This window comes from Streptomyces sp. RKAG337, from assembly GCF_023701715.1.
Classification (GTDB): Bacteria; Actinomycetota; Actinomycetes; order Streptomycetales; family Streptomycetaceae; genus Actinacidiphila.
On record NZ_JAJOZA010000001.1, the window covers coordinates 7,196,080 to 7,218,939 of the forward strand.

Annotated in this window: 18 protein-coding genes and 1 pseudogene; 9 read left to right on the plus strand and 10 right to left on the minus strand. The window is 71.2% G+C overall.

Annotated elements, in window-relative coordinates:
- Nucleotides 1–21: 21 nt before the first annotated feature.
- Nucleotides 22–1,749, plus strand: coding sequence for a class I adenylate-forming enzyme family protein (locus tag LNW73_RS31890; RefSeq protein ID WP_250992331.1), 1,728 nt, complete (start codon nucleotides 22–24; stop codon nucleotides 1,747–1,749).
- A gap of 36 nt (nucleotides 1,750–1,785) precedes the next feature.
- Here the strand turns inward: LNW73_RS31890 and LNW73_RS31895 are convergent, their stop codons facing one another.
- Complete coding sequence (locus LNW73_RS31895; RefSeq protein WP_250992332.1) at nucleotides 1,786–2,961, minus strand: acetyl-CoA C-acyltransferase; 1,176 nt, start codon at nucleotides 2,959–2,961, stop codon at nucleotides 1,786–1,788.
- A 56-nt stretch (nucleotides 2,962–3,017) separates the two neighbouring features.
- Between LNW73_RS31895 and LNW73_RS31900 the strand changes: the two genes are divergently transcribed.
- From LNW73_RS31900 to LNW73_RS31910, 3 genes are read left to right on the plus strand one after another with little or no spacing between them, the layout of a single operon-like run.
- Nucleotides 3,018–4,256 (plus strand): acetyl-CoA acetyltransferase, encoded by a 1,239-nt coding sequence (locus LNW73_RS31900; protein WP_250992333.1) that lies wholly within the window; start codon nucleotides 3,018–3,020, stop codon nucleotides 4,254–4,256.
- On the plus strand, nucleotides 4,246–5,727 hold the full coding sequence (locus LNW73_RS31905; protein WP_250992334.1) for a carotenoid oxygenase family protein: 1,482 nt from the start codon (nucleotides 4,246–4,248) through the stop codon (nucleotides 5,725–5,727). The genes LNW73_RS31900 and LNW73_RS31905 overlap by 11 nt, the downstream gene beginning before the upstream one ends.
- Before the next feature lie 21 nt (nucleotides 5,728–5,748).
- Nucleotides 5,749–6,714: a winged helix-turn-helix transcriptional regulator gene (locus tag LNW73_RS31910; RefSeq protein WP_250992335.1), complete on the plus strand. Its 966-nt coding sequence runs from the start codon at nucleotides 5,749–5,751 to the stop codon at nucleotides 6,712–6,714.
- Nucleotides 6,715–6,775: 61 nt separating this feature from the next.
- Here LNW73_RS31910 and LNW73_RS31915 read toward each other — a convergent pair whose 3' ends face one another.
- Nucleotides 6,776–7,450: a M15 family metallopeptidase gene (locus LNW73_RS31915; protein ID WP_250992336.1), complete on the minus strand. Its 675-nt coding sequence runs from the start codon at nucleotides 7,448–7,450 to the stop codon at nucleotides 6,776–6,778.
- A gap of 494 nt (nucleotides 7,451–7,944) precedes the next feature.
- Here LNW73_RS31915 and LNW73_RS31920 point away from each other — a divergent pair, with 494 nt between their 5' ends.
- Nucleotides 7,945–8,322 (plus strand): hypothetical protein, encoded by a 378-nt coding sequence (locus LNW73_RS31920; protein ID WP_250992337.1) that lies wholly within the window; start codon nucleotides 7,945–7,947, stop codon nucleotides 8,320–8,322.
- On the opposite strand, the gene LNW73_RS31925 is transcribed toward LNW73_RS31920, so the two are convergent.
- From LNW73_RS31925 to LNW73_RS31945, 5 genes are all read right to left on the minus strand, one after another.
- Nucleotides 8,304–8,444 (minus strand): hypothetical protein, encoded by a 141-nt coding sequence (locus LNW73_RS31925; RefSeq protein ID WP_374118233.1) that lies wholly within the window; start codon nucleotides 8,442–8,444, stop codon nucleotides 8,304–8,306. The genes LNW73_RS31920 and LNW73_RS31925 overlap by 19 nt on opposite strands.
- Nucleotides 8,445–8,958: 514 nt before the next feature.
- Nucleotides 8,959–10,002: a LacI family DNA-binding transcriptional regulator gene (locus LNW73_RS31930; protein ID WP_285391955.1), complete on the minus strand. Its 1,044-nt coding sequence runs from the start codon at nucleotides 10,000–10,002 to the stop codon at nucleotides 8,959–8,961.
- 171 nt (nucleotides 10,003–10,173) lie between these two features.
- On the minus strand, nucleotides 10,174–11,154 hold the full coding sequence (locus LNW73_RS31935) for an ABC transporter substrate-binding protein (protein ID WP_250992339.1): 981 nt from the start codon (nucleotides 11,152–11,154) through the stop codon (nucleotides 10,174–10,176).
- Nucleotides 11,155–11,226: 72 nt separating this feature from the next.
- The gene (locus LNW73_RS31940; protein ID WP_250992340.1) at nucleotides 11,227–12,330 is read right to left on the minus strand and encodes an ABC transporter permease; all 1,104 of its coding nucleotides are present in this window, start codon (nucleotides 12,328–12,330) and stop codon (nucleotides 11,227–11,229) included.
- Between the two features lie 23 nt (nucleotides 12,331–12,353).
- On the minus strand, nucleotides 12,354–13,127 hold the full coding sequence (locus LNW73_RS31945; protein ID WP_164292761.1) for an ATP-binding cassette domain-containing protein: 774 nt from the start codon (nucleotides 13,125–13,127) through the stop codon (nucleotides 12,354–12,356).
- A gap of 279 nt (nucleotides 13,128–13,406) precedes the next feature.
- Here LNW73_RS31945 and LNW73_RS31950 point away from each other — a divergent pair, with 279 nt between their 5' ends.
- From LNW73_RS31950 to LNW73_RS31965, 4 genes and pseudogenes are all read left to right on the plus strand, one after another.
- Nucleotides 13,407–16,610 carry a GH92 family glycosyl hydrolase gene (locus LNW73_RS31950; RefSeq protein WP_250992341.1) on the plus strand — a complete coding sequence of 1,068 codons (3,204 nt, stop codon included), beginning with the start codon at nucleotides 13,407–13,409 and terminating at the stop codon, nucleotides 16,608–16,610.
- A 334-nt stretch (nucleotides 16,611–16,944) separates the two neighbouring features.
- Nucleotides 16,945–17,652: pseudogene (locus tag LNW73_RS31955) on the plus strand (ferritin-like domain-containing protein); the annotation flags it as partial.
- Between the two features lie 136 nt (nucleotides 17,653–17,788).
- A complete protein-coding gene (locus LNW73_RS31960; RefSeq protein ID WP_308407758.1) occupies nucleotides 17,789–18,310 on the plus strand; it encodes a hypothetical protein in 522 nt (173 codons plus the stop codon).
- Nucleotides 18,311–18,377: 67 nt separating this feature from the next.
- Nucleotides 18,378–19,904 carry a carotenoid oxygenase family protein gene (locus LNW73_RS31965; protein WP_250992342.1) on the plus strand — a complete coding sequence of 509 codons (1,527 nt, stop codon included), beginning with the start codon at nucleotides 18,378–18,380 and terminating at the stop codon, nucleotides 19,902–19,904.
- Between the two features lie 26 nt (nucleotides 19,905–19,930).
- Here LNW73_RS31965 and LNW73_RS31970 read toward each other — a convergent pair whose 3' ends face one another.
- Genes LNW73_RS31970 through LNW73_RS31980 form a run of 3 tightly spaced genes read right to left on the minus strand, consistent with a single transcriptional unit; the run spans nucleotide 19,931 to nucleotide 22,811 of the window.
- Nucleotides 19,931–20,770, minus strand: coding sequence for an ABC transporter ATP-binding protein (locus LNW73_RS31970; protein WP_250993103.1), 840 nt, complete (start codon nucleotides 20,768–20,770; stop codon nucleotides 19,931–19,933).
- A 44-nt stretch (nucleotides 20,771–20,814) separates the two neighbouring features.
- Nucleotides 20,815–21,849 carry a FecCD family ABC transporter permease gene (locus LNW73_RS31975; RefSeq protein WP_250992343.1) on the minus strand — a complete coding sequence of 345 codons (1,035 nt, stop codon included), beginning with the start codon at nucleotides 21,847–21,849 and terminating at the stop codon, nucleotides 20,815–20,817.
- On the minus strand, nucleotides 21,846–22,811 hold the full coding sequence (locus LNW73_RS31980) for a FecCD family ABC transporter permease (RefSeq protein ID WP_250993104.1): 966 nt from the start codon (nucleotides 22,809–22,811) through the stop codon (nucleotides 21,846–21,848). Before LNW73_RS31980 ends, LNW73_RS31975 begins: the two co-directional genes overlap by 4 nt.
- Between the last annotated feature and the right edge of the window lie 49 nt (nucleotides 22,812–22,860).

A 22,860-nucleotide genomic window follows, 5' to 3' on the forward strand; every position in this document is an offset into this window, starting at 1 on the left:
TCGGTGGAGGGGAGAGACATCATGGGGGCACGGAGACTGCATCCGGCCGAACGGGTCGCCGAGTACACCAGGGCGGGCTGGTGGGACGGCGAGACCACGGACTCGCTGCTGCGGGAGCGCGTACGGCGGCATCCCGGCCGGCTCGCACTGGTCGACCCGCTGAACAAGCCGGACCTGGTGGGGATGCCGGTCCGCAGGCTGAGCTGGGCCGAACTCGACGCGGACGTGGACCGTTTCGCGGCCGTACTGCTGCGGCACGGCCTCGGTCAGGGCGATGTGGTGGGGGTGCAACTGCCCAACATCGTCGAGCTGGTGTGCGTCTATCTCGCCTGCTGGCGGATCGGCGTGATCGTCTCCCCGCTGCCGGTGCAGTACCGCGAGCACGAGACGGTGCAGCTGGGCGGACTGGCGGAGTTCACCGCGTTCATCACGGCGGTGCGGGTCGGCGAGCGCGAGATCGCCGCCGAGGTCGACGCTCTGCGCGACCGGCTGCCAGGGCTGCGGCTGCTGTTCGCATACGGAGCGTACGGAGAGTTCGGAGCATCCGACGCGGCCGGCCATCACCTGCCGGCCGGGGCGATATCGCTCGACGCCGAACTGCGGTCGCCGTACGACCCGGCCGACGTCGCGGCGTACACCCGCGAGCACCCCGTCGATCCGAACGACTGCGTCACCATCTGCTGGACCTCGGGCACCGAGAGCACCCCGAAGGGGGTTCCGCGCTGCCACAACGACTGGCTGGCCATCGCCTGGACGTGTCTCGAAGCGCCGAGGATGACCGCGGACGATGTGCTGCTCAATCCCTTCCCGATGGTCAACATGGCCGGTTTCGCCGGGCTGTTCCTGCCGTGGCTCCGGATCGGGTGCGTCCTCGTCCAGCACCACCCCTTCGATCTGCCGGTGTTCCTGCGGCAGATCGCCGAGGAGCACGTCACCTACACCGTCGCGCCGCCGGCGCTGCTGACCATGCTGCTCGCCAGGGACGAACTCCTCGCGAGCACCGACCTCTCCTCGCTCACCCGGATCGGTTCCGGCTCGGCGCCGCTCTCCCCGGCGATGGTGCGCGGCTGGCAGGAGAGGTACGGGATCGGCGTCATCAACTTCTTCGGGTCGAACGAGGGCACGGGGATGCTCACCGACCCGTACGACGTGCCGGATCCGGAGGAGCGGGCGCGTTTCTTCCCCCGGTACGGCGTGCCCGGCGTCGAGTGGTCCACCCGTGGCGCCGCCTGGACGAAGGTGCGGATCGTCGACGCCGCCACCGGTGAGGACATCGAGGAGCCGGGCCGGCCGGGGGAGTTGCGGATCAGGAGCCCACAGGTCTTCGCGGGCTATCTCGGCGGCACGGACCTGCCGAGCCCCTTCGACGACCAGGGGTATCTCATGACCGGCGACCTCTTCGAGATCGCGGGCGACCGCGGGCAGTTCCTCAAGTATGTGGACCGGGCGAAGGACGTGGTGATCCGCGGCGGGATGAACATCGCCCCCGCGGAACTGGAACAGCTCCTGGCCGGGCATCCCGCGGTGGCCGAGGTCGCGGTCGTGGGCTATCCCGACGAGGTGCTGGGCGAGAAGGCCTGCGCGGTGGTCGTCGCCCGGTCGCCGCTCGTGCTGGACGATCTGGTCGGCTACCTCAAGGAGCGGCACATCGCCTCGTACAAGCTGCCCGAACGGCTGGAGCTGCGCGACGCACTGCCGCGCAACCCCGTCGGCAAGGTGCTCAAACGGGTGTTGCGCGACAGCCTGTGACCGGCGGCTCCGACCGGCGGTTCGTCGGCCCCCGCGCTACGGGACGCGTTCGAGGAGGACCGCCACCCCGAGGCCGGCGGCGCCGCTGACCGCGGCGACGCCGTACCGGCCCGCCCGGCGCTCCAGTTCCTCGACGCAGCCGCCGACCATGACGGCCCCGGTGGCGCCGAAGGCGTGCCCCATGGCGATGGTCCCGCCGTTGGGGTTGAGCCGGTCGGGGCCCGCGTCGAGGTCGCGGCGGAACCGCAGACAGAGCGCGGCGAACGCCTCGGCGAACTCGAAGACGTCGATGTCGGCGGGGCGCAGACCCACCTTGGCGATGACCCGCTCCACGGCGGTCTGTCCGGCCGTCAGCATGATCACCGGGTCGGTGGCCGCGGTGGCGGAGGCGACGATGCGGGCGCGGGGGCGCCGTCCGGAGTCCGCGCCGCCCAGCAGGAGCAGGGCGGCGCCGTCGGCGAGGGCCGGTGACGTGCCGACGGTGTGCAGGTGCTCGATCCGGCCGGCCTCGGGGTGGGCGGCCAGCGCGAGGGCGTCCTGCCCCTCCGCCCCGAGGACCGCGAACGCGGGTTCCAGCGCGGCCAGCGACTCCGGTGTGGTGGCCGGGCGGATCAGTTCGTCGTGCTTCAGGCCGCCGGTCGGGATGACGCTCGCGTCGAAGTACCCGGCCTGCCACGCGGCGGCGGCCTTGTGCTGGGTCTCCAGCCCGTAGGCGTCGAGTTCGGCGCGCGTCCAGCCGTCGAGGGTCGCGTTGAGGTCGGCCGCGATGCCCATGTGGACCGAGCCCACCCGCCGGATGGTGTCGGGGTCGCAGAACAGCGGCCCGCGGTCGCTGAACATCGGGACCCTGGAGGTGCTCTCGACCCCGCCGGCCACCGCGGTCCGCAGATCGCCGGCCCGGATCCGGGCGGCGGTCTGGGCGACCGCGTCGATACCCGAGGCGCAGAAGCGGTTGACGGTGCCGCCGGGAACGCCGTCGCCCCAGCCGGCGAGCAGCGTCGCGGTTCTGGCGAGGTTCGCGCCCTGCTCGTCGACCTGGGACGCGGTGCCGATGACGACGTCCTCGACCAGCGCGGGATCCAGCCCCCGGTCGGTGAGGGCGTGTTGCAGGCCGACGGTGAGCTCGACGGGGCTGATGCCGTGCAGAGCGCCGCGCGAGGAGCCCTTGCCCCGTGGGGTGCGTACGTAGTCGAGCACGTAGACGTCGTCCATCGCGGTCCCTTCTCCGAGTGACTCTGTTAGTTGTAGCATCGCATCGGAGGTGACGGATGAACACATGGGTGCTGGGCGGTCATCAGACGGATTTCGCCCGCAACTGGGCGCGGGCCGGGCTGGAGTTCTCCGATCTGGTAGGGGAGGTGGTCGACGGGACACTGGCCGACGCGGGAGTGGAGCCCGAGGACATCGGCGTCATCCACGTCGGCAACGCCTTCGGTCAGCTCTTCACCGGCCAGGGCCAGCTCGGCGGGATGCCCGCGACCGTGGAGGACCGGCTGTGGGGCGTGCCCGCCTCGCGCCATGAGGCGGCCTGCGCCTCCGGCGGGATCGCGGTGCTCTCCGCCATGGCCGATCTGGAGTCGGGCCGCTACGACTGCGCGCTCGTCATCGGCGTGGAGCTGGAGAAGACGGTGCCGGGCGACGAGGCGGCCCGCCATCTGGGCGCGGCGGCCTGGACCGGGCACGAGGGCCAGGACGCGACCTTCATGTGGCCGTACATGTTCTCCGCGCTCGCCGACGAGTACGCGGCGCGGTACGGCCTGGACGACGCACATCTGCGGGCGATCGCCGAGCTCAACTACCGCAACGGGCGTGCCAATCCCAAGGCGCAGACCCGGGACTGGAAGCTCACCGAGGCGAGTTTCACCGCCGACGACCACGCCAACCCCGTCATCGAGGGCCGGGTGCGCCGCCAGGAGTGCAGCCAGATGACCGACGGCGGCGCGGGCGTCGTCCTGGTCTCGGACCGCTGGCTCGCGGACCGCGCGCCCGCCGGCCGTCGCGCGCGGAAGCCGGCCAGGATCGCGGGATGGGGACACCGCACGGCCGGACTGCCGCTGCGACAGAAGACCGACCGCAGCGCGGGGGAGCCGTACGTCCTCCCGCATGTGCGGCAGACGGTGCTCGACGCCTTCGGCCGGGCCGGGATCGACGGCATCGACCAGGTCGACGGGCTGGAGACGCACGACTGCTTCGCCATGTCCGAGTACATGGCGATCGACCACTGCGGCATCACGGCGCCGGGACAGAGCTGGCAGGCCGTCGAGAACGGCGACCTGGAGATCGGCGGCCGTATCCCGGTCAACCCGAGCGGCGGACTGATCGGCGGCGGCCACCCGGTGGGCGCCACCGGCGTGCGGATGCTGCTCGACGCGAGCCTTCAGGTCACCGGCCGGGCCGGCGGGTACCAGGTCGAGGGAGCACGGCGCTTCGCCACACTCAACATCGGCGGGAGCACGACCACCACGGTCGGCTTCGTCGTGGAAGGGGAGGAAACCCATGGACGTTGAGATCGTCGGGCGCGCCCTGTCGACGCTGCCGGAGGACGACGACCACCCGTATCGCACCGGCCCCTGGCGGCCGCAGACCACCGAGTGGCGGGCGGACGATCTGGAGGTGACCGGTGAGATCCCGGCCGACCTCGAAGGCGTCTATCTGCGCAACACCGAGAACCCCGTGCACCCCGCCATCTCGCTGTACCACCCCTTCGACGGCGACGGCATGATCCATGTGGTGGGCTTCCGGGACGGGAAGGCCTTCTACCGCAACCGCTTCGTGCGCACCGACGGCTTCGCCGCCGAACAGGAGGCCGGGAAGGCGCTGTGGGCGGGCATCGCCGAGCGGCCCGCGCTGTCGCTGCGCGCCGACGGCTGGGGTGCGCGCACCCGGATGAAGGACGCCTCCAGCACCGACATCGTCGTCCACGCCGGGCAGGCGCTGAGCAGCTTCTGGCAGTGCGGTGACCTCTACCGGCTGGACCCGCTCACCCTGGAGACCATCGGCAAGTCGCCCTGGGCGCCGGACTGGGGCGTCTCCGCGCACACCAAGGTCGACGAGCGGACGGGGGAGCTGCTCTTCTTCAGCTACGCCACCGAGGCGCCCTATCTGCGCTACGGAGTGGTCGGCCCGGACAACCGGCTCAAGCACCTCACCGACGTCCCGCTGCCCGGCCCGCGGCTGCCGCACGACATGGCGTTCACCGAGAACTACGCGATCCTGAACGACTTCCCGCTGTTCTGGGACCCGGCCCTGATCGCCCAGGGCAAGTACGCCTCTCGCTTCCACCGCGACCTGCCGAGCCGCTTCGGGGTCGTCCCCCGGTACGGCACCGAGGTCCGCTGGTTCGAGGCCGACCCGACGTACGTCCTGCACTTCGCCAACGCCTACGAGGACGGCGACGAGATCGTCATCGACGGCTTTCACCAGGGCTGCCCCGAACCGGCCGACCCCCGTGGGGAGGGCGTCTACCAGCGGATGTTCCGCTTCCTGGCGCTGGAGCGGATGGAGACCCGGCTGCACCGCTGGCGGCTGAACCTGGTGACCGGGCAGGTGAAGGAGGAGCGGCTCAGCGAGCGGTTCACCGAGTTCGGGATGATCAACCCGAACCTCGGCGGACAGCCGTACCGGTACACGTACGCCGCCACCCAGCGCCCCGGCTGGTTCCTCTTCGACGGCATCGTCAAGCACGATCTGCGCACCGGGAGCGAGGAGCGGTACGCGCTGCCCGAGGGCGTGTACGGCAGCGAGACCGCGATGGCCCCGCGACCCGGCGCGACCGCGGAGGACGACGGCTACCTTGTTACGCTGACGACGGACGTGAACGCCGATCGTTCCGAGTGCCTCGTCTTCGACGCCGCGCGCCTCACCGACGGGCCGATCGCCCGGGTGCGACTGCCGGAACGGATCTCCAGCGGTACGCACTCGACGTGGGCGGCCGGCTCCGCGCTGCCGGGCTGGCAGGACGGGACGAGCATGCTGTAACGCGAACGCGGAGGGAGCCGAGTGGACGACGCCGCACCGACCCGGTTGCCGCCCGGCGGGCAGAACGCGATCGCGGTGGCACTCGGCCTGCTGGGTGACGAGTGGACGCTGCTGATCCTCCGTTACGCGCTGCAGGGCGTCCGCCGGTACCAGGACTGGCACGACCGGCTGCCGATCTCGAACGCGGTGCTCACCGCCCGGCTCACCCGGCTGACCGACATGGGGCTGCTGGTGCGCGACGCGTACCAGCAGCGGCCGGTCCGCTACGCGTACCAGCTGACGCCGCGCGGGCGGGAGATCTGGCCGGTGCTGGTCTCCATCTGGGGCTGGGAGTACCGCTGGGTCGACGCGCACAGCGAGCGGCTGCCGTGGATGCGGCACCGCGGCTGCGGGCGGCACATGGAGCCGGTCATGGTGTGCGGCGGCTGCGAGCAGCCGGTGCGTCCGCGTGAGGTGAGCAGCGTTCTCGGACCGAGCGGGGCCGCCGGACGCTCCATCCCGTCGGGCGCCACCCGGCGGCGCAGCGCCGCGGGCGCGGAGAGCGGTGCCGGGCTGTTCCCCGAGACGATGTCCCTGATCGGCAACCGCTGGTCGGTCGGGCTGCTCGGTGCGGCGTTCCTCGGCGCCCATCGCTTCGGCGAGTTCCAGCAGCGGCTCGGTGCCCCGCCGGCGATGATCGCCGACCGGCTGCGGACCTTCTGCGCGCTGGGCGTGCTGGAGGCCCTGCCGGGCGAACCGGGCCGCGGCTCGTACCGGCTCACCGCGAAGGGCCGCGCCTTCTTCCCCGTCGTGATGACGCTGATCGACTGGGGTCAGCACTGGTTCCTGGCTCCCGAGGGGCCGGCCCTGCTCTCCACCCACCTGGGCTGCGGGGCGGACTTCGCGCCGCGGCTGGTGTGCGACGGATGCCGTCAGGTGCTGTGCGACAGCGGCGTACAGGTCATCGGCGAGGAACCGGCCGCGCCCGTCCCGGCCCGGTCCAGGTGACGCGTCCGGTCCTCCTCCTGCACCGCTCGACCCGTCACAGGCCGCTGCCGTTCCGGGCCGGTCACAAACTGCGGCCGTTCCGGGAGAAGTGCTGGTAGTCGGGGTTGTCCCAGCGGCCGCCCCACTGCCAGCCGATGGCCTGCATGGCGCTGTGCACGACATCGCCCGGCCGGATCATCCCCGGTACGGACCGGTCGCGGTCCAGGAACTCCGCGGCTTCGCCGGGGTGGACCTGGCCGTTGACGTCGACATAGGGATTCTCGACGGTGTTGATGTCGATGGCGTCGCCGTAGGAGTGCTGCGACTCCGTCCCCGGATCCCCGGTGACCTGGCGGCAGTTGAACGCCGAGGTGTTGTCGGCCCGCATCGCGGCCTCGTCGTCGCCGTGGAAGTCGGCCATCACCTGCATCCGCGCGATGGGGAAACGTGCCGCGAACGCCTTGGTGAAGACTTCCACCACGGGATCGACGACGTTCTTGTGGACGATGAGTTCGCCGGGATGCACCGTCCCGTCGTAGCCCCAGTAATTCATCCGGATCAGCCGCAGATCGTCCGGACCCACCGGGCAGCCGGCGCGGTAGGTGTCGACCAGTTTCTCCAGGGGGACGGCTTCGACGGTGGCGTCGAGGGCCGGGTCCGGCGCCGCGGCGGCGATGGCCTGGGGCCAGCCGCAGAGAAGAGCGGCGGTCAGCGCCAGCGCCCCGAGCCGGTGGGCCGTGCTTCGAGAAGGTCGCATGGGAGGAGGGGTACCAGGGAGGGCCGTGGTCAACCGGCTGCGGTGGCCGGGTCGCCCGGGCGGCGCACCCCACCCGGGCGCGGTGACCCGAACGGCCCTGTGCCGAGCGCCGGGCCGGGGTGCCGGGGCCGGGCTCGTCCTGTTGCCGACTCAGCGGCAGCACGGCCAGCCCCCACCAGCGACGCGACGCAGCCGGTGGGGCGGTCACAGGTGCGGGGGACTTGCCGTCGGTGGTCACATGGGCCCCGTATCTTCCGGACGACCGGGCTGCGCAAAGGCGCGGAGCTGACCTACGGGGTCAGTATCACTCCGCCGGCTGCGCCCCACGAGTCAGCCGCCGCCGGGGGTGGTCACCACCCGGCCGGCGGCTGCCAGCGGCTCCCCGGACTCCGGTCCGGACAGCCGGGCAGCGGGACCGGCGGTGCTCGGTGATCCACTTGCCGTGCGGCGCGTGCGGGTGTGACCTGGAGAGAGACAGCGGAAGGAGTTCCGTCATGGCCGCTTCCACAACCGTGCCGGTACGGCACCAGGGCTCGCTCGGGGTGGCACTGCCCCTGACGCTGGGCGTGATCTACGGCGTCTGGGCGGCCTTCATCGCGCGCGGGGGCGAGGGGCTCACCGCAGGCGACATCGGACTCGGTGTGGTCGCCGGCTTCGCCGTGGCCGTGCTGTGCTTCCTGCTCGGCAGAACGCAGAAGGCCCTGCCGCGCGAGCTGCGCGCCGCCGCCTACGGGACACTGGCCGGCTGCTCGGTCGGATTCCTGCACAGCCTGACCGACGAAAGCATCCTCAGGTGCGTCGGCATGGGCATCGGCTTCGGCGCGGCGGCCGCGGCTGCTTCGTACTACATCTTCTACACCCACGAGCCCTGATCGCATTCGGTACCGGGTCCGGTCCCGGCGTCGTGCACGCAGCGTGCGACCTGGACCCGGTTCGAGACCTCCAGCTCGGCGAACACGCTGCCGACGTGTGTCTTGACGGTGGCCACGCCCATGTAGAGCGATGCGGCGATCTCCGAGTTCGTCAGACCCTCGCTGACCGCGAGTGCGACGTGGTCAGGATGACGATCCGGGCGGCGGTGCCCAGCTCCCGCAGTCTGCGGGTGGCGGCCGGTCCGTCCATCCGCGGCATCCGGATGTCCATCCCTGGAAGCGTGCCTGAAACCGGCTCGAAGCCGGCGTGAAGGCGGCCGGCCGCCGCCGCTGAAGGACGAGGCGGGGCGGGTCACGCCGTAGTCCTCCAGGAACGGTGAGAGAGCCGAGGCCCGGTCGACTCACAACCTTGCGGGCAGCCATCGATGTTTTGCGTCAAGTCATGGACTTGCTGCGGATCGGCTCGTAGGGTCGGGGATGCCTGGACCAGAGGTGCGTGTCATCGGCCCGAGCGAGCGCGCACAGCGCGGCCGCGTTCCGGGCCTGCGCCGCCTGATCGTCCGTCATCCGGGTGGGGGCCCGGCGGCGGACCGGTGTGGGCCGTCCCTCAGCGAGGTACGGCCCACACCCGGTATGTCAGACGGGCCGTCGCCCGTCGGCCCGAGTCTCGCCCGACCCGCGGACGATGAAACGGGTCAGCAGGATCACCGAACGCGGCGCCGAGCGGTCGCCGTCGATCCGGGAGAAGAGCAGGTTCGCCGCGGTGCTGCCGAGTGCCACCGGGTCCTGGCTCACCACCGTCAGCGGCGGGCTCAGCCGTTCGGCCAGCGGGAAGTCGTCGAAGCCGACGATCGCGATCCGGTCGAACAGACCGCCCTCGGCCTGGCCGAGACCGTCCATGACACCGATGGTGATGAGGTCGTTGCTGGTGAACAGCGCGGTCGGCGGGTGGCGCAGGGCACGCAGCTCGGCCAGCGCCGCGGCCGCGTCGGGCTGGGAGCGCAGTTCGTGCCGGACCAGTTCGGGATCCTCCGTCACCCCCCGGGCCGCCAGGGCCTCCTGATAGCCGGCGTAGCGCTCGCGCTGGGTCCAGATGCCGAACCGGTCGCCGAGATAGGCGATCCGGGTGTGCCCGTGGTCCAGCAGATGCGTGACGGCCCGGTTCGCCCCGGCACGGTTGTCGACGGTGACGGTGTCGACCGCCAGCCCCTTGGCGGGCCGGTCGACACAGACGACCCGGGTGCCGCCCTCCATGGGCTGCTTGAGGAATCCGTGGTTGCCGATGGTCGGCACGAGGATCAGCCCGTCGACCTGCCGGGCGCAGAACGCCGCGACGACCTCCTGCTCCCGGCGCGGCTCGTCGTTGGTGCTGCCGACCAGGACGAGATAGCCGCGCCGGTGCGCCTCGTCCTCCACGGACCGCGCCATCAGGGCGTAGAACGGGTTCGCCAGATCGTCCACCACCAGTCCGATGGTGGACGTCCCCAGGTTCTTCGACCGCAGGTTCCGGGCGTTGTCGTTGCGCTGGTACCCCAGCTTCCGCACCGCCTGCTCGACTCGGGCCGTGGTGTCCGGGGACACGGCCGACTCGCCGGATATGACACGGGAGACCGTCATGGGACTCACTCCCGCGGCACGGGCCACGTCCTTCATCGTCGGGCGCTTCACGGGCCTCCTCATCGACGGGTTCCGGTGCGGTGCCGGAACCCGACGCGTGGTTGATGGCCGGCGGGACCCTCCGCACACCCCGCGTGCGGTCCGGGCACCGGCGGCGCCAACGTTACCCACCCATGCCGCCGGGACCGGGGGCGGGACCGGGTGAACACCCAGGTCCCGCCCCCGGCCCGGGAATCAGCAGGCGGACTTGTAGAAGTACTTGGTGATGGCGGGATCGGTCATGTTCTGCTTCGTGATGGCGACCATGGGAGTGCCGATCTGCGCGGTCACCTTCTTGCCCTGGATCGCGGCCAGCGCCTGGTCGACGCCCTGGGTGCCGATGCCGCCCGGGTCCTGGGCGACCAGGACGTCCAGGGTGCCGTTCTTGAGTGCGGTGATCTCGTCGGGTTCCGCGTCGAACGCGGCGACCTTGACCTTGCCCTGCTTGCCCGCGGCCTGCAGTCCGGTGGACACGCCCTGGGCGGTGTTGGTGTTGCCCGCGAAGACGCCGCCGAGGTCGGGGTGCGCGGCGAGGGTCGCCTGGATCTGCGACGCGGCGGTGGCCGGCAGGTCGTTGTCGTACAGCACGGGAAGCAGCGTGATCCCGGAGTGGTTGCTCTGCATCTCCTCGGTGAAGCCCTTGATGCGGGCATCGGTGGTGGAGACACCGGGCTTGACACTGATCACGATGGCCGAGCCCTTGTCGCCCATCAGCTGCGCGAGGGCCTTCGCCGCGGCCTTGCCGCCGGCCTCGTTGTCGGAGGAGATCCGGGAGACGCCCACCGAGGCCTCGGTGACCGAGGTGTCGACGAGCACGACCTTGGTGCCCGAGCCCTGGATCTGCTGGAGCGAGGGGGTCAGCGCGGTGCTGTCCACCGGGGATATCAGCAGGCCGTCCGGGTGGGTGGCGGCGACCGAGTCGATGATCGGCCGCTGCACCGCGACGTCCCACTGCGCCGAGCCGTTGGTCTTGAGGTCCACGCCGGCCTTCGCGGCCTCGGCCTGGGCGGCGCACGCCATCGTGATGTAGAAGGGGTCGCTCTTGACTCCGGTGATCAGCTGGATGGTCTTCTTCCCGGAGCCGGATGACCCGTTGTCGTCGCTGCTGCAGCCGGCGGTGGTGGCCAACACGGCCAGCACCGCGCAGCATCCGGCGAACTTCGTGGCTCTGTGCATGGCGGAGATCCTTCTGTGAGGGTGCGGCCCGAGGGGGAGCGGAGGAGCAGGGGGAGGGTTCGGGGCCGGCGGTCAGCCGTGGTCGCGGCTGCGCCTGCGGAACTGGTCGAGGTAGACGGCGAGGACCAGGACCACGCCGATGGCGACGTCCTGCCAGTACTGCTGGACGCCGATGATGATCAGGCCGGTGGTGAGGACCGCCGGGATGAAGACACCGATCACCGTGCCGAGCACCGAACCGCGCCCGCCGAAGAGGCTGGCCCCGCCGAGCACGACCGCAGTGATGACCTTGAGGTTGTCGGTGGAGTGGCCGGCGATGGACGTGGTGCCGAAGTAGGCCAGCCACATCACGCTGCCGAGCCCGGCCAGCAGTCCGGCCAGGGCGTAGACCAGGACGAGATGCCGGTCCACCGAGATGCCGACCCGGCGCGCGCCCTCCGCGTTGGAGCCGATCGCGTACGTGTAGCGGCCGAACCGGGTGTAGGCGAGCACCAGGCCGAACAGGACGGTGGTGCCGAACGCGATGACCACCAGCCAGGGGATCTGCCCGAAGAGCTTGCCGAAACCGATGCTGTGCTGCAGCTTGCCCGACACGGCTCCGGTGAGGTCCTGCCCGCCGGTGATGATCTGGGCGAGACCCAGGGCCGCGCCGAAGCCGCCGAGGGTGACGATCAGCGGTGGCACCTTGGCCTTGGCCACCAACAGGCCCTGGACCGCGCCCCACACCAGGCCGGTGGCCAGGGCTATCAGCGCGGCGACCGTGATGGTGCCCCAGCCGGACTCGGCGCCGCCGTGGTGCACGGTGTACTCGCCGGACAGCACGGCGGCGAGCACGAGTACCGAGCCGACCGACAGATCGATCCCGGCGACGATGATGACGAAGGTCATGCCGACGCCGAGCACCAGGTAGATCGCGGCGTTGGTGGCTATCTGGGTGATGTCGTACTGGGTGAGGAAGGTGCCGGGCGCGGCGATGGTGAAGAAGGCGACCAGGAGGACCAGGACGCCGAACGTCCAGGCCTCGTTGACCGCCGCGATGCGCTTCGCCCACTCCGGCACGGTGATCCGCGGCCGCGGGGGCACCGGCGAGCCGTCCCCGGCCGGTACCGGGGACCCGGTGGGTGCCGGCTCCCCGGCTTCCGTCCCCTCCAGCCGCGGCTTTCCTGTTTCCGTCATGTCCTGTCCCGCCATTTCCGACTTCACGCCGCGCCACCGTTCGACGCCGGGTCCAGTGCCCCGGTCATGGCGCCGACCAGTTCCTCGACCGACGACTGCGCGGCGGTGAACCGCGCCACCCGGCGGCCCAGCCGCAGCACCTCGACGCGGTCGGCCACCGACAGCACCTCGGGCATGTTGTGGCTGATCAGGACGACGGCGATACCGCGGTCCCGGACGCGTCTGATGGTGTCGAGCACCCGTCCCCGCTGCACCACACCGAGGGCGGCGGTGGGCTCGTCCATGAAGATGATCCGATTGGCGAAGGCGACCGCCCTGGCCACCGCGACCGACTGGCGCTGACCACCCGACAGGGACGCCACGGGGACGCCCACATCCTGCAGATCGACCCCGAGTTCGGCGAAGGCCGCGACGGCCGACCGGCGCATCGCCGCCCGGTCGAGCACATGGAGCCGGCCGAGCAGACCGCCGCGGAACAGCTCCCGGCCCAGATGCAGATTGGCCGCCGCGTCCAGGTCCGGGGCGAGCGCCAGGTCCTGGTACACGGTCTCGATGCCGTACCGCCGGGCGTCCAGCGGGCTGGTGAGCCGCACCGGCGCGCCGTCCACCAGGATCTGCCCGCCGTCCGGTCTGATGGTGCCGGACAACGTCTTGACCAGAGTGCTCTTCCCGGCGCCGTTGTCGCCGATGAGTGCGACGACTTCGCCGGGCCACGCGGTGAAATCAGCGCCCTGGAGAGCCTGGACATGACCGAAGTGCTTGGTCACCCCCCGCGCCTCCAGGAGTGGTTCTGTCATCGAGAAGCCTCCCCGGGCCTTGGTAACGTTCTCAGCGATTCCCGGATTGTGGGGGTGGCCTGATGTTGTGTCAATACTCTGCGCACAGGTGCGTTTTAGCCGCCCAGGTCCGGACAATTTCGCGATTCTCGGCGCAGTGAGCACTCTTGACAGGGAATCAGGGACACGTCAAGAATCCTGTTTCGATTGATAACGTTCACATGCACTTCGAGCATCCTCCGTGCCTTCAGGACGCCGGCCCCGCGGCCGGCGGCCTCCCCCACGACAAGGTGGTTCTCCGTGCTCCGATCGCATTACGTCCGGCACTGTGCTGCCCCGGGCGTCAGTCCACCACCCGAACGGGCGACCCCGCTGCTGAGACTCGGTGTGGCCTTCTCCTGCCTGCTGCTGACCGCGGTCGGCGCGGTCGCGTTCGCCTCGCCCCCGGCGCACGCCGCCGTGTCGAACCCGGCCCAGTACGTCGACCCGTTCATCGGCACCGACGACAGCACCGCGCCCAACCCGGTGCCGGGCGGCGCCGGCGGAAGCACCTATCCGGGCGCGGTGGTCCCGTTCGGCGGCGTCCAGCTGAGCCCGGACACCCCGACCGCCTCACCGTCCGGCTACCGCGCCTCGGACACCACCATCGAGGACTTCAGCGCCACCCACTTCGACGGTGCGGGCTGCTCGAACAACGAGGACCTCCCGATCCTCCCGGTCACCGGCGCGCTGGGCGCCTCGCCCGGCACCAGCTGGACCAGCTACGCGTCCGGCTACACCAAGGCGAACGAGGCCGCGGCGCCCGGCTACTACAAGAACCGGCTGGACAAGTACGCCACCAACGTCGAGCTGACCGCGACCACGCGCACCGGCATGGGCAAGCTCGCCTACCCCGCGGGCACCACCTCCCGGCTGCTGATCAACACCAGCCGCAGCGCCACCGGCAACCGCAGCGGCTCGGTCCAGATCAGCGGCTCTGAGGTCACCGGCAGCGTCACCGCCGGCGGCTTCTGCGGCTCGTCGAAGACGTACCAGATCTTCTTCGACATCCGCTTCGACAAGGCCCCCACCGGCTTCGGCACCTGGAGCGGCGGCACGGTCACGGCGGGCTCGGCGAGTGCCAACGGCACCAACACCGGCGCCTACGTCACCTTCGACACCACGGCCAGTCAGAACGTCCAGTTCAAGGTCGCCCTGTCCTACGTCAGCGTCGCCAACGCGAAGACCAACCTCACCACGGAGAACAACGGCTGGGACTTCAACGCCGTACGCACCGCGGCGGACACCTCCTGGAACCAGATCCTCAACCGGGTCCAGGTCTCCAGCGGCGGCGCCACCGAACTGCAGAAGTTCTACACCTCGCTCTACCACGTCTTCCAGAGCCCGAACGTCGCCAGCGACGTCAACGGGGACTACCGCGGCTTCGACGGGGCGGTGCACAACTCCGCCCACCCGGTCTACCAGAACTACTCCGGCTGGGACATCTACCGTTCCTGGGCGGCCCTCATCGCGCTGATCGCGCCGACCGAGGCGAGTGACATCGCCAAGTCGATGGTCCTCGACGGCCAGCAGGGCGGGCTGCTGCCCAAGTGGTCGCAGCAGACCAACGAGGACTTCGTGATGACAGGCGATCCAGGACCCATCATCGTGAGCAGCATGTACGCCTTCGGCGCCCGTGACTTCGACACCGCCGCCGCGCTGACGCTGATGGAGAAGTCCTCCAACGGCGGCACCGCCCAGGGCACCGCGATCCGCGGCCGGCAGTCCACGTTCACCAGCCTGCACTACATCAACGGCGACCCGTCGGACTCACTGGAGTACTCGGCCTCCGACTTCGCCACGGCGCAGTTCGCCAAGTCGCTGGGCAACACGACGAGCTACAACACGCACATGACGCGCGCCCAGTGGTGGCGCAACACGTTCAACGCCGAGTCCGGGTTCGTGCACCCGCGCAACAGCGACGGCAGCTGGCCCTGGCCCCTCGACCCGGCCAGCCAGTCCACCTTCACCGAGGGCAACGCGGCCCAGTACACCTGGATGGTCACCTACGACTTCGCCGACCTCATCAACTCGATGGGCGGCCGGCAGACCGCCGTACAGCGTTTGGACCACCACTTCACCGAGGTCAACGCCGGGCAGAGCCGGCCGTACTACTACATCGGCAACGAGCCGGAACACGGGGTGCCGTGGGCGTACGACTACGCCCGTCACCCGTCCGGCGCCTCGGACGCGGTGCGCAAGGTGATGACCGAGTCGTTCACCACCGGACCGGGCGGACTGCCCGGCAACGACGACCTGGGCGCGACCTCCGCCTGGTACGTCTGGGCGGCGCTCGGCATGTACCCGGCCACCCCCGGCGCCGACACGCTCGCCGTGCACGGCCCGACGTTCCCCTCCATCACGATCCAGCGGGCCGCGGGGGACATCACCATCAACTCCTCGGGCTCCGGCAACTATGTCCAGGGTCTGAGCGTCAACGGCACCTCCACCAGCCACAACTACCTGCGGTACCCGGATGTGGCGGGCGGCGGCACGCTGAACTACACGATGGGCGGAACGCCGAGCGCCACCTGGGGCACCGGCGCCAACGACGCGCCGCCGTCCTTCCAGGACGGCGGGACCTCGGTCCCGGCCGCTCCAGAACTGGGCGCGAACCTCGCCCAGGGCAAGCCGGTGACCACCGCCTCGACCCCCTGCGCGGCGGCGGAGTCGGCGGACAAGGCCGTCGACGGCGCGCTGAAGAACAACAGCAAGTGGTGCACGAACTCGACGGGCCCGGCGATGCAGGTCGACCTCGGGTCCGTGCAGACGGTCTCCTCGTTCGTCCTCGAGCACGCCGGACTGGGCGGCGAGAACACCGCCTGGAACACCGGTGCCTACCAGATCCAGACCAGCACCGACGGCACGACGTGGTCCACCGCGACGACCGTCACCGGTTCCCGGTCCAGCAGGACGTACAACACCGTCGCCGCCCGGCAGGCCCGCTACGTCAAACTCGCCGTCACCTCACCCGGCAACAGCGGAGCCACCGCCGTGCGGATCTACGAACTGGAGGTCTACGGGGGTGGCAGCAGTGGCCCGGCCAACCTGGCGCTGAACCGGCCCGCCACCGGGTCCGCCTCCTGCACCACCACCGAGACACCTGACAAGGCGGTCAACGGCAGCGTCTCCGGAGGCAACACCGACAAGTGGTGCTCGGGCGCCGCCGGAACCAAGACGCTCCAGGTCGACCTCGGCGGATCGCACGCGCTCAGCTCGATCACCGTGCGGCACGCCGGCGCCGGCGGGGAGTCGGTCGGCTGGGACACCAAGGACTTCGATCTGCAGGTCTCCCCGGACGGCACCACCTGGACCACGGTGGCCCAGGTGCGCGGCAACACCTCCGACGTCACCAGCAACCCGTTCACCGCCACCGCCCGATACGCCCGTCTCGCCGTCATCACGCCCACCCAGAACACCGACACCGCCGCCCGGATCTATGAATTCGAGGTCTACGGCAGCTGATCACCCGCCCTTCCGAGCCCCGGTCGTCGGTCGACGACCGGGGTTCGGCCATGTCTCACTTCGAAGGTGCTTGAAGGAGTTGCGGCCTCCACCCCCCTCAATGAGGCTGGGCACCGCCGACCGAGCAACCGTTTCAGGCCAACGGGGGACGGGTCGGCCGGCCGGCGGGGGGACCAACACGGGGGTGTGGTCCACCCGCCCGCCCCTCTTCGGCCGCCGGCCGCCGCCGCACCCTTCCTCCCGCGCGCCCGTTTCGGTCCGCCATAGGTTTTGAACACGTTCAATGTTATGTTCTTCGCCATCGCACCAGAGATGACGCATGAGCGGGGGCAGCATGAGCGTGACCACATTCGCCGGCTGGACACGGGGATTCGAGGCCGAGATCGAGCACCGGCGCGCACAGGGCGAACCTGACTGGGCGGGCGGCGCGAGCCTGGCGCGGCCGCTCGCGCGCAGCCTGCAGCGCTTCCAGGTCGGCGAGGACGGCGACGGGGCGAATCTGATCCGCAAGGCCGACGAGGCCGGGGACCGCGACTACGCCGCGGCGGTCCGGCTGTTCGTGGCGGAGGAGCAGAACCACGCGCGACTGCTGTCGCTGCTGCTCGGCGCGGGCGGGATGCCGACCATCGCGGCCCACTGGAGCGACTCGGTCTTCGTCCGGCTGCGCAGACTGCTGGGCCTGAGACTCGAACTGCTGGTCCTGATGATCGCCGAAGTGGTGGCCCTGCGGTACTACCGGGCCGTCAGCGAGGGCACGGGGGACCCGCTGGTCAGCGAGGTCGCGGCGCGGATCCTGGCGGACGAGCGGCGGCACGTCCCCTTCCACTGCCTGCGGCTGCGGGAGGCACTCGGCGCACTGCCCGCGGCGCTGCGCGTCCTCACACTCACCGGCTGGCGACTGCTGCTGCTCGGTGCCACTGTCGTCGTCGCCTGGGACCACGGTTCGGCGCTGCGCCATCTCGGCGTGCCGCGGCGCCGGTTCATCGCCGATGTCATGCGGTCGTCCACGGACGTCGTCGCCGACATCCTGGGCACCCGGCCGCTGCAGCCGGCCGATGCCGCGCCCGAGCGGACGCCGGAATCGCGTTGCGGAGAGGTGCCGCCGGGTACCAGGCTGGGTTCATGGGAGAGCACGGATGCGGCTGAAGGTGCGGGAGTTCCGGCCCCGGATCGGGCCGGTGGAGTACCGCGTCGTCCAGCCGTGGGAACCGTTGCGGCACACGGCGCTCGGCAATCCGGACGGGTACGGCTGTCTGATCGGTGACCATGAGGGGCTGGCGCGGCTCGCGGCGCTGTTCTCCTTCGCGGCGTACTCGCCCCGCACGATCGTGCATGTGCCGCTGCGCAAGGGCGTGCCCCTCGGCGAGTCCGAGAACTTCATCGAGAGCTGCGGCGGCCGGGTCGACCTGGTCCTGGTCCATCACTCGCTGGGACTGCGCGTGACGAAGTGGCCCGAGCTGCGCCGCAGGCTGGTCGACGGCCGACCGATCACCGTGCGGACCGACGAGGCCCGGACCGACCGCGACCACGCGACCTGGATGCGGCGGATGGACGACGACGAGAACCGGGACTGGTTGCGTCCCGCCGTGCACGCGAGCACGCTCTCCGGGCCGGCGCCTGCCCCCGCCCGAGGCGGGCCGGGACCCCACGCGCCGATAGGGGGTCTGGCACCACCATCGCCGGGTGCCCAACCCCACTGACCTGGCCGTCTTCCTGTCGCAGACTCGTGCATGTCAGCAAGTACGAGCGAGCACGGGGAGTTCGGCGATGAAGGGTCACACGCGACGGGACGTAGTACGCAGCGCGGCGATCGTGGCGGCGGGAGGGTTCGCGGCGCAGCTGGTGGGTGGCGGCTCCGCCGGGCTGACGTCGGCGGGCGCGGCGACGAGAACAGCGGCGGGCGGCGGCAGCGGCTTCCCGTTCCTCCAGGGGGCCTTCGCACCGGTGACGAAGGAGGTGACGGCGTTCGACCTGCCGGTCACCGGCCGCATTCCCCGCGAACTGAACGGCCGCTATCTGCGGAACGGCCCGAACGTGCTGGGTCTCGAGGACCCCCGGGCGCACCACTTCATGCTCGGCGAGGGCATGGTGCACGGTGTCCGGCTGCGCGACGGCCGCGCCGAGTGGTACCGCAACCGCTGGATCCGTTCGTCCGGTGTGGCCAGGAAGCTGGGGGAGCCGTACCACGGTCCGGTGCCGGAGAACGACTTCGCGAACAACACCCATGTGATCGCGCACCAGGGCCGCGTCCTTGCGCTGCAGGAGAGCGGGCCGCTGCCCTACGAGCTCGACGAGGAACTCAACACCGTCGGCACGTACGACTTCGGCGGGACGCTGAACGGCCCCTACACCGCGCACACCAAGTACGACGCCCACGCCGGTGAGCTGCACGCCGTCACCTACTACCCGACGTGGGACCACATCCGGCATCTCGTGGTCGACCACGCGGGCCGGGTGGTCAGGACCACCAGGATCCCGGTGGCGGACAGCCCGATGATGCACGACTTCGCACTCACCAGGAAGTACGTGATCATCTTCGACATCCCCGTCACGTTCGACCCGGTGGCCGCCGAGGCGGGCAAGCTGGTGCCGTACATCTGGAACGACGACCACCCGTCACGGGTCGGGGTGCTGCCGCGGGACGGCGGGCGGATCCGCTGGTTCGAGGTGCCGCCCTACTTCCACTCGCACACCCTCAACGCCTATGACGAGGGCGATTCGGTGGTCGTGGACATCACCACCTACCCGGCCCCCTTCTACGTCGACGGACGGGGCTCCGACGGTCCCTCGTCGTTCAGCACCCCGTCGCTGAACCGGTGGACCATCGACCTGGCGCACGGCCAGGTGCGGTTCGCCCTGCTCGACGACCGGCCGCAGGAGTTCCCCCGGGTCAACGAGACGATGGTCTCCCGGCGGCACCGGTACGGCTACTCGGCCGCGGCCGCCGAGATGTTCACGGCCTACGAGACGGTCGACGGTGTCCCGCCGGACGAGTCCTTCAGCAACGCGCTGATCAAGCAGGACCTGGTCCGCGGCACCTCACAGGTGCACCGGCTGCCGAAGGGCGCCGCGGCCGGTGAGGCGGTCTTCGTCCCGCGGCACGGCTGCGATCCGCATCCGACGGCGGCCGAGGACGACGGCTACACGCTGGCGTACGTGCACAACCCGGACCGCGGAGCCACCGACCTGGTGATCCTGGCCGCGCAGGACTTCACCGGCAAGCCGCTCGCCCGCATCCAGCTGCCGGCACGGGTACCGCTCGGCTTCCACGGCAGCTGGGTCGCGGACGAGTGACCTCGCTCCGGCCGGCCCCCGCCGGCTCAGCCGCTCACCGCCACGGGCGCCGCACCCGCCGTACGGGTGCGGCGCGCGGCGGGGACGACGAGCGGGGTGCCGGTCTCGGGGTCGTCGATCACCTGGCAGCGCAACCCGAAGACCCGTTCCACCAGTTCCGCGGTGACGATGTCCCGCGGTGCGCCCTCGGCCACGACCTTTCCGTCCCGCAGCGCGATGAGGTGCGTGGCGTAGCGGGCGGCGTGGTTGAGGTCGTGGAGGACGGCGACGAGGGTGCGGCCCTGCTGCTCGTGCAGATCGGCGCAGAGGTCGAGGATCTCGATCTGGTGCTGGATGTCGAGGTACGTCGTCGGCTCGTCGAGCAGCAGCAGCGGGGTCTGCTGGGCGAGCGCCATCGCGATCCAGACGCGCTGGCGCTGGCCGCCGGAGAGCTCGTCGACATAGCGGTCGGCGAGGTCGCCGACCGCGGTGGCGGCCATCGACTCCCCGACGATGCGTTCGTCGTCCCGCGACCACTGGCGCAGCAGCCCCTGGTGCGGATAGCGGCCGCGTGCGACGAGATCGGCGACGGTGATGCCGTCGGGTGCGACCGACGTTTGGGGGAGCAGCCCGAGGATCCGGGCGGCCTTCTTCGCGGGGAGCGACCCGATCGCCTGTCCGTCGAGCAGCACGGAACCGGCCGTGGGCTTGAGCATCCGCGACAGGGCGCGCAACAGGGTCGACTTGCCGCAGGCGTTCGGGCCGACGATGACGGTGAAGGAGCCGTCGGGGATCGCGACCGAGAGGTTCTCGGCGATGACGCGCTCGTCGTAGGCGAGGGTGAGGCCCTCGGCGGTGAGCCGCGGGGCTCCGGCACGGTGCTGCATGGGGTCCTTCCCGGCGGGACGGTTGACGGGGTGCGTCGCGGGTGTCATATCCGGCCCGCCTTGCGTTCGTTGACCAGCAGCCACAGCAGATAGCCGCCGCCGAGCATCCCGGTGACCACACCGGCCGGCAGCAGACGGTCGCCGAACAGCCGCTGGGCCGCCCAGTCGGCGCCGATCAGCAGGGTGGCGCCCATGCAGGCGGCGGCCGGCAGGTTGGGGCCGGCGGAGCGGGTGAGCCGGCGGGCGAGCTGGGGCGCGGTGAGGGCGACGAAGGCCACCGGGCCCGCGGCGGCGGTGGCGGCCGCGGTGAGCAGGACGGCGGCGAGCATCAGCACCAGCCGGGTGCGTTCCACCCGGACCCCCAGCGCGTACGCGGCGTCGTCGCCCATCTCGAGCATGCGCAGCGCCCGGCCGCGGCCGAGCACCAGCGGGACGAGGACCGCGCAGGTGATGAGCAGCGGCCGGACCTGGGTCCAGTCCCGGCCGTCGAGCGACCCGGTCAGCCAGACGACGGCGCGGGCGGCGTCGACGTAGTCGGCCCGGGTGAGCAGATAGCCGTTGACCGCGCCGAGCACGGCCGCCGCGCCGATCCCGACGAGCACGAGGCGGTAGCCGTGGATGCCGCGTTTCCACGCCAGCAGATAGACGGCGGTGCCGGTGGCCAGCGCCCCGGCGAAGGCCCCGCCCGTGACGGCGTACGTCCCGCCGTGGAAGAGCACGATGACGGTGAGCGCGCCGGCGGCGGAGCCCTGGCCGAGACCGATCACGTCGGGGCTGCCGAGGGGGTTGCGGGAGACGCTCTGGAACACCGCGCCCGCGATGCCCAGGGCGGCGCCGACGAGCAGCCCGACCAGGACGCGCGGCAGCCGCACGTCGTTGACGATGAACTCCTGGGCGGCGGTGCCACCGCCGGTCAGGGTGCTGAGCACCTCGCCGGGTGACATCGGGTAGTCCCCGGTGCCGATGAGTGCCACGGCGAGCACCGCCGCCAGGGCGGCGAGCAGCAGGACGACACCCGCGGCCCGGGTGTCGAGGCGGACGGACAGCCCGCCCCGGGTGCGCAGTACGGAACCTCTCACAGCTGGGCCATCCTTCGGCGGCGTACCAGGTGGATGAAGACGGGCCCGCCGATCAGGGCGGTGACGATGCCGGCCTGCAGTTCGCCCGGCCGGGCGACGAGCCGGCCGGCGATGTCCGCGCCGAGCAGCAGGACGGGCGACAGGATCGCGGCGTACGGAAGCGTCCAGCGCAGGTCGGGGCCGGTGATCGAGCGGACGATGTGCGGCACCATCAGACCGATGAAGACGATCGGCCCGCAGGCGGCGGTCGCCGCCCCGCACAGCAGGGTGATGGCGGTCATCGCCAGCACACGGGTCCGGGTCAGCGAGGCGCCCAGGGCCCGCGCGGTGTCGTCGCCGAGGGCGATCGCGTTGAGCGGGCGGGCCAGGGCGAGGGCGAGCAGCACTCCGGCGCCGATGAACGGCGCGACCTGGGCGACCACGGTCATGGTGGCGGACGCGAGTGAACCGACGGTCCAGAAGCGCATGGTGTCCAGCGCCGCGGTGTCCAGCAGTTCGACGGCGTTGACATAGCCGTAGAGCGCGGCGGTGAGCGCGGTGCCGGCCAGCGCCAGCCGCACCGGGGTCGCCCCCCGGCTGCCGCCGAGCGCGTACACCAGGACCGATACGGCCGCGGCGCCGAGGAAGGCGAACCAGACGTACCCCGTCAGCGAGGTGACGCCCAGGAAGCTGATGGCGGAGACGACGGCGGCCGAGGCGCCGGCGTTGACCCCGAGCAGTCCGGGGTCGGCCAGCGGGTTGCGGGTCAGCGCCTGCATGACGGCGCCCGCCAGCCCGAGCCCGGCGCCGACCAGCAGCCCGAGCAGGGTGCGCGGCACCCGCAGTTCGCGGACGACGACATCGGTACTCGTCCCGGTGCTGTGGAACAGCCCGTGCCAGACCTGGTCGAGCGGGATCGGTTTGGCGCCGGTCGCGACGCTCGCTACCGCGATCAGCACCAGGACGCCGGTCGCTGCGAGCAGTCCGGCGGCGCGGGTCGCGGCACGCCGCCGGGGGCGGCTCTCTCGGCCG

What these genes read in the sequence shown, in the direction of transcription:
- LNW73_RS31890 (WP_250992331.1), top strand. Translation starts at nt 22, where the DNA reads ATGGGGGCACGGAGACTGCATCCGGCCGAACGGGTCGCCGAGTACACC.
- LNW73_RS31895 (WP_250992332.1), bottom strand. Translation starts at nt 2,961, where the DNA reads ATGGACGACGTCTACGTGCTCGACTACGTACGCACCCCACGGGGCAAG.
- LNW73_RS31900 (WP_250992333.1), top strand. Translation starts at nt 3,018, where the DNA reads ATGAACACATGGGTGCTGGGCGGTCATCAGACGGATTTCGCCCGCAAC.
- LNW73_RS31905 (WP_250992334.1), top strand. Translation starts at nt 4,246, where the DNA reads ATGGACGTTGAGATCGTCGGGCGCGCCCTGTCGACGCTGCCGGAGGAC.
- LNW73_RS31915 (WP_250992336.1), bottom strand. Translation starts at nt 7,450, where the DNA reads ATGCGACCTTCTCGAAGCACGGCCCACCGGCTCGGGGCGCTGGCGCTG.
- LNW73_RS31920 (WP_250992337.1), top strand. Translation starts at nt 7,945, where the DNA reads ATGGCCGCTTCCACAACCGTGCCGGTACGGCACCAGGGCTCGCTCGGG.
- LNW73_RS31925 (WP_374118233.1), bottom strand. Translation starts at nt 8,444, where the DNA reads ATGGGCGTGGCCACCGTCAAGACACACGTCGGCAGCGTGTTCGCCGAG.
- LNW73_RS31930 (WP_285391955.1), bottom strand. Translation starts at nt 10,002, where the DNA reads ATGAGGAGGCCCGTGAAGCGCCCGACGATGAAGGACGTGGCCCGTGCC.
- LNW73_RS31935 (WP_250992339.1), bottom strand. Translation starts at nt 11,154, where the DNA reads ATGCACAGAGCCACGAAGTTCGCCGGATGCTGCGCGGTGCTGGCCGTG.
- LNW73_RS31940 (WP_250992340.1), bottom strand. Translation starts at nt 12,330, where the DNA reads ATGACGGAAACAGGAAAGCCGCGGCTGGAGGGGACGGAAGCCGGGGAG.
- LNW73_RS31945 (WP_164292761.1), bottom strand. Translation starts at nt 13,127, where the DNA reads ATGACAGAACCACTCCTGGAGGCGCGGGGGGTGACCAAGCACTTCGGT.
- LNW73_RS31965 (WP_250992342.1), top strand. Translation starts at nt 18,378, where the DNA reads ATGAAGGGTCACACGCGACGGGACGTAGTACGCAGCGCGGCGATCGTG.
- LNW73_RS31970 (WP_250993103.1), bottom strand. Translation starts at nt 20,770, where the DNA reads ATGCAGCACCGTGCCGGAGCCCCGCGGCTCACCGCCGAGGGCCTCACC.